Origin of the sequence: Silanimonas sp., from assembly GCF_044377035.1 — a bacterium.
Lineage (GTDB): Bacteria > Pseudomonadota > Gammaproteobacteria > Xanthomonadales > Xanthomonadaceae > Silanimonas.
In genome coordinates, this window is sequence record NZ_JBILJW010000047.1 from 1 (window position 1) to 5,423 (window position 5,423).

Below are 5,423 nucleotides of genomic sequence, written 5' to 3' on the forward strand. Positions count from 1 at the left end.
GAGGCCAGGTAGTTCATCTTCACTTCGGCGTGCACGCGGCCTTCGAAGTTGCGGTTGCCCGAGAGCACCGAGGTCACGACGAGGTCACCCTCGGCGATCGCCTTCGAGACGGCCTCCGGCAGCGGGCCGGAGTTGCCGATGCAGGTGGTGCAGCCGTAGCCGACGACGTGGAAGCCGAGCGCTTCCAGGTCATCCATCACGCCACCCTTCTTCAGGTAATCGGTGACGACGAGCGAGCCCGGGCCGAGGGAGGTCTTCACCCACGGCGCGACCTTGAGGCCCTTGGCCACGGCGTTGCGGGCCAGCAGGCCGGCGCCCAGCATCACTGCCGGGTTCGAGGTGTTGGTGCAGGAGGTGATGGCGGCGATGACCACCGCGCCGTCCTTCAGCTTGGTGCCTTGGAAGTCGGCTTCACCCGAGGCCTTGGCCGGGGTCTTGGCGGCGCGCGCCTCGGCCATCGGCTTCAGCGACTCGCGGTAGACCTTCTGCATGTCGGAGAGCAGCACGCGGTCCTGCGGGCGCTTCGGGCCGGCCAGCGAGGGAAGCACGCTCCCCATATCGAGGCCGAGCGTCGAGCTGTATTCGGCTTCCACCGAGGGGTCGCGCCACAGGCCCTGGGCCTTGGCATAGGCCTCGACCAGCGCGATCTGCTCGGCCGAACGGCCCGAGAGACGCAGGTAGTTCAGCGATTCGCCGTCGATCGGGAAGATGCCGCAGGTCGCGCCGTATTCCGGGGCCATGTTGGCGATGGTGGCGCGGTCGGCCAGCGGCAGCTGGTCGAGGCCGTCGCCGTAGAACTCGACGAACTTGCCGACCACGCCGTGCTTGCGGAGCATCTGGGTGACGGTGAGCACGAGGTCGGTGGCGGTGGCGCCTTCCGGCAGCTTGCCGGTGAGCTTGAAGCCCACGACCTGCGGGATCAGCATCGACGAGGACTGGCCGAGCATCGCGGCTTCAGCCTCGATGCCGCCCACGCCCCAGCCCAACACGCCGATGCCGTTGATCATCGTGGTGTGCGAGTCGGTGCCATAGACCGTATCCGGGAAGGCGTGCTCGACGCCGTCGATCGTGCGGGTCATGACCACGCGCGCCAGGTTCTCGAGGTTCACCTGGTGGACGATGCCGGTGTTCGGCGGCACGACCTTGAAGTTGTCGAACGCCTTCTGGCCCCAGCGCAGGAAGCTGTAGCGCTCCTTGTTGCGGGTGAACTCGAACACGCCGTTCTCGTCGGCCGCCGAGGGCTTGCCGAACACGTCGACCTGCACCGAGTGGTCGATGACCAGCTCCGACGGGATCAGCGGGTTGATGCGCTTCGGATCACCGCCCAGCTTCTTGACCGCATCACGCATGGCAGCGAGGTCGACCACGCAGGGCACGCCGGTGAAGTCCTGCAGCACCACGCGCGCCGGCATGAAGGCGATCTCGGTGTCCGGCTCCTTCTTCGGCTCCCACTTCGCCACGGCCTCGATATGGCCCGCGTTGACGGTGACGCCGTCCTCGCAGCGCAGCAGGTTCTCGAGAAGGATCTTCATCGAGTAGGGCAGGCGCTTGATGTCGAAGCGCTGGCCCAGCTTGGGCAGGCTGTAGAAGGCGTAGGACTTGCCGTTGACGGCAAGCGTGTCGCGGGTGGCGAAGGAGTCGCTCATGGATGGCTCCAGGCTGGTGGTGCGGCGAAAAGGGTCCGGTCGCACCGCCTCACGGCGGGGCGCTGGCAGGCGTGAATTATGCCGGAAGCCGTCACGGTCCGGGGCGGCCTCAGTCGAGCGGCGACAGCAATTGATGCGCGGCTTCGGTCATGGCCCGGCGGCGGAGCAGGAAATCCAGCCGGGTGCCCCCCATCTGGCGCCAGAGCACCGCGGCGCGAAGACCGCAGAGGAGCAGGGCGCGCACTTCGGCCACGATCGGCGGCTGGCCGAGGTAGACCGGGTTGCCCTGCACGAGCACGCGCTGTCCGATCGGGCTCACCTGCTCGGCATAGAGGTCGCCGAGCCGGTTGATCACCGTCGGGTGCATCGGGCCGAGGTGCTGGCGCTGCCGTTCGACATCGCGCAGCGTCGATTGGACGCGGTCCCCGGCGGTCGGGTGGCGCACGAAGCTGCGTTCCAGGGCGAGCAGGGTCAGGCCCATGCGCCCAACGGCGGGATCCTTCGGTCCATGGCCGAGCAGGGCGAGGAGCTCCCGAAGGCCGCGATCGAGGCCGCGCCCCAGCGTCTCGGTGCCGCCATAGATCGTCTCGGCGTCGTCGGCCTCGAAGCGGAACAGGCTGTCGAACAGGACCGACTCCGGGTGCTGTTCGGTCTGGCCCAGCGAGGCGAGCTGCTGGACGAGCTTGAGGGATTGCGCCAGGGCGGCGAGGGCGATGACGCGTTCGATCATGGGGACGCAGGGGCAGGAAAGGGGGCGAGGGAGGCGGCGACGGTACCGCGAAGCGGGTCGAGCGGGGCGTCGGTCGCGGCGATGATCGCGCCGCCCAGGCACTCGTCGCCACGGTAGAGCACCAGCGATTGGCCGGGCGTGACGGCGCGCTGGGGTTCGTCGAAACGGACGTCCACGCCGTGATCGTCCCGGGGGAGGACCGTGCACGCCTGTGGCGGCTGGCGGTAGCGCACCTGCGCCTCGCAGCGCAGCGGGAAGGCCGGCGGCCCGCCAGCGATCCAATGGAAGGCTTCGCTGCGCAGCGTCGAAGACTTCAGCAGTGGGGTTTCGCCCTGTTCGACGACCAGGCGGTTGCGTTCCGTGTCCTTGCCGACCACGAACCAGGGCGCGTCGGGCCGTCCCCGGACGCCACCGATCCGCAGGCCCTCGCGCTGGCCCAGGGTGTAGAAGGCGATGCCATCGTGGCGGCCCAGAACCTGGCCGTCGGCATCGACGATCTCGCCGGGCGTGATCGCGATGTACTGGGCGAGGAATGCGCGGAAATCACGCTCGCCGATGAAGCAGATGCCGGTGCTGTCCTTTTTCTTCGCTGTGGCAAGCCCCAGCCGGGCGGCGATGGCCCGTACTTCGGACTTCGGCAGCTCGCCCACCGGGAACAGTGTGTGGGCCAACTGCGCCTGCCCCAGCTGGTGGAGGAAGTAACTCTGGTCCTTGGAGGCGTCGACCCCGCGCAGCAGCCGCCAGCGCCCGTCGACCTCGTCCACGCGGGCGTAGTGCCCGGTGGCGATCTTTTCCGCGCCCAGCGCCTTCGCCTCGTCGAGGAAAGTCTTGAACTTGATCTCGCGGTTGCAGAGCACGTCCGGGTTCGGCGTGCGCCCGGCCCGGTACTCGGCGAGGAAAGTCTCGAACACGCCGGACCAGTAATCGGCGGCGAAATTGCGCGCGATGAAGGGCAGGCCCAGCTGGCCGCAGACCTTCAGGGCGTCCCGGCGATCGTCCTCGGCGCGGCACTCGCCGCTGCCGTCCTCGTCCCAGTTCTGCATGAACAGGCCGGCCAGGGACTCGCCGCGCTCGCGAAGCAGGCACGCCGCCACCGAGGAATCGACACCGCCGGACATGCCGACGATGACGCGCGCCGCCACGGCATTCACCGCCGGCCCCTCACAGCGCCGCCACCGACTCCAAGGGCAAGCGGCGCCCGTCGAGGGCGTCCTGCACCACGCGCCAAACCAGCGGGCTGCGGTGTTCGGCCTCGCGGGCGCGCAATTCCGAGGGCGTCAGCCAGTGCGCCTGCACGATGCCGGCGTCCAGCGGCCGCTCGGGGTCGTGCGCCACCGGTTCCGCGGTGAAGGCGAGGCGGAGATAGCTGCGGCCGGTTTCCGGCGCCTGCCACTGGTAGGCGCCTACGAAGGCGGTCAGCCGCACCGTCCAGCCGGTTTCCTCCAGCGTCTCCCGGATCGCGGCATCGACGATGGCTTCGTCCGGCTCGAGGTGTCCGGCGGGCTGGTTCAGCACCCGGCGACCCCCGACCTCTTCCTCCACGACCAGCAGGCGGCCATCACGAAAGACCACGGTCGCGACCGTCACATCGGGTTGCCAGAAGCGGCCTTGGCGATAGCTCAATGCGGACTCCGCGGCCGCGCGGCGGCCAGATCGGGGGAAGCCCGCATTGTGACGCCCGCATCCCGCAGCGTCCACGTTCGCGCGCCTCGCTTCCGGCCCTTGCCGTCGCGCGCGAAGCGCCTCATATACTGCCCGCATGAGCCAACACGAACGCCCCGATTCCGAACATGAACGCGGCCTCGCCGTCGAGACGGCCAAGCCCGAACTGGAACGCCCGTCGCTGTACCGGGTCGTCCTGCTGAACGATGACTACACCCCGATGGATTTCGTCATCGAGGTGCTGCAGGTGTTCTTCGGCATGAACCGCGAGAAAGCCACCCAGGTGATGCTGCACGTGCACACCCGCGGCAAGGGCGTCTGCGGCGTCTACACACGCGAAGTGGCAGAAACGAAAGTGTCGCAGGTGAACGATTTTTCCCGGACGCACCAGCATCCGCTGATGTGCACGATGGAAAAGGCCTGAGCCGCCCCCATATCCGGGTCATTGCCCTGGAGGCCCCGAATGTTCAGCAAAGATCTCGAATTCACCATCGGCCAGTGCTACAAGCAGGCCCGCGAAGCCCGCCATGAGTTCATGACGGTCGAGCACCTGCTGCTGGCGCTGCTCGACAACGCCTCGGCGGTCCAGGTCCTGAAGGCCTGCGGCTCCGACAACGGGCGTCTCGGGCAAGACCTGCGCAACGTCATCGCCGAGACGGTGCCGATCCTCCCCGAGGACGACACCCGCGACACGCAGCCCACGCTGGGCTTCCAGCGCGTCCTCCAGCGCGCCGTCTACCACGTGCAGAGCAGCGGCCGGAAGGAAGTGACCGGTGCCAACGTGCTGGTGGCGATCTTCGGCGAGAAGGACAGCCACGCGGTCTATCACCTGCAGCAGCAGGACGTGACCCGGCTCGACGTCGTCAACTACATCTCGCACGGCGTCGCCAAGAGCGGCGAGTCGACCGACGCCAAGCCGGCCGATGCGCCGAAGTCGGAAGGCGAGACGGGCGATGACGGCCAGCCGAAGCAGAATCCGCTCGAGGAATTCGCGGCCAACCTCAACCAGCTTGCCCGCGAAGGCAAGATCGACCCGCTGATCGGCCGCGAGGCGGAGATCGAGCGCACGATCCAGGTGCTTTGCCGTCGCCGCAAGAACAACCCGCTCTACGTCGGTGAGGCCGGCGTGGGCAAAACCGCGTTGGCGGAAGGCCTCGCCTGGCGCATCGTCGAGGGCGACGTTCCGGACGTGCTGAAGGACGCCACGGTCTATTCGCTCGACCTCGGCGCGCTGGTCGCCGGCACCAAGTACCGCGGTGACTTCGAGAAGCGCCTGAAGGCCGTGGTCAACCAGATCAAGAAGGAGCCGAACGCCATCCTGTTCATCGACGAGATCCACACCATCATCGGTGCGGGTTCGGCGTCGGGTGGCACGATGGATGCGT

6 protein-coding genes are annotated in these 5,423 nt (G+C 68.1%); 2 read left to right on the forward strand and 4 right to left on the reverse strand.

The window, feature by feature from the left end; translation table 11 throughout:
• From ACIQ6S_RS14035 to ACIQ6S_RS14050, 4 genes are all read right to left on the reverse strand, one after another.
• Nucleotides 1-1,646: aconitate hydratase (locus ACIQ6S_RS14035; RefSeq protein WP_397608895.1), on the reverse strand; the 1,646-nt coding region annotated here is incomplete at its 3' end.
• 109 nt (nt 1,647-1,755) lie between these two features.
• Complete coding sequence (locus tag ACIQ6S_RS14040) at nt 1,756-2,376, reverse strand: lysogenization protein HflD (RefSeq protein ID WP_397608896.1); 621 nt, start codon at nt 2,374-2,376, stop codon at nt 1,756-1,758.
• Entirely contained in the window at nt 2,373-3,518 is a 1,146-nt protein-coding gene (gene mnmA / locus ACIQ6S_RS14045) for a tRNA 2-thiouridine(34) synthase MnmA (RefSeq protein WP_397608900.1), read from the reverse strand. The genes ACIQ6S_RS14040 and mnmA overlap by 4 nt, the downstream gene beginning before the upstream one ends.
• A gap of 19 nt (nt 3,519-3,537) precedes the next feature.
• On the reverse strand, nt 3,538-3,999 hold the full coding sequence (locus ACIQ6S_RS14050) for an NUDIX hydrolase (protein ID WP_397608897.1): 462 nt from the start codon (nt 3,997-3,999) through the stop codon (nt 3,538-3,540).
• 136 nt (nt 4,000-4,135) lie between these two features.
• On the opposite strand from ACIQ6S_RS14050, the gene clpS reads away from it, so the two are divergent.
• Both clpS and ACIQ6S_RS14060 read left to right on the forward strand, forming a co-directional pair.
• On the forward strand, nt 4,136-4,462 hold the full coding sequence (clpS, locus tag ACIQ6S_RS14055) for an ATP-dependent Clp protease adapter ClpS (RefSeq protein ID WP_397608898.1): 327 nt from the start codon (nt 4,136-4,138) through the stop codon (nt 4,460-4,462).
• Between the two features lie 39 nt (nt 4,463-4,501).
• The coding region (locus ACIQ6S_RS14060; protein WP_397608899.1) for an AAA family ATPase at nt 4,502-5,423 on the forward strand (922 nt) is incomplete at its 3' end.

What these genes read in the sequence shown, in the direction of transcription:
- clpS (WP_397608898.1), top strand. Translation starts at nt 4,136, where the DNA reads ATGAGCCAACACGAACGCCCCGATTCCGAACATGAACGCGGCCTCGCC.
- ACIQ6S_RS14040 (WP_397608896.1), bottom strand. Translation starts at nt 2,376, where the DNA reads ATGATCGAACGCGTCATCGCCCTCGCCGCCCTGGCGCAATCCCTCAAG.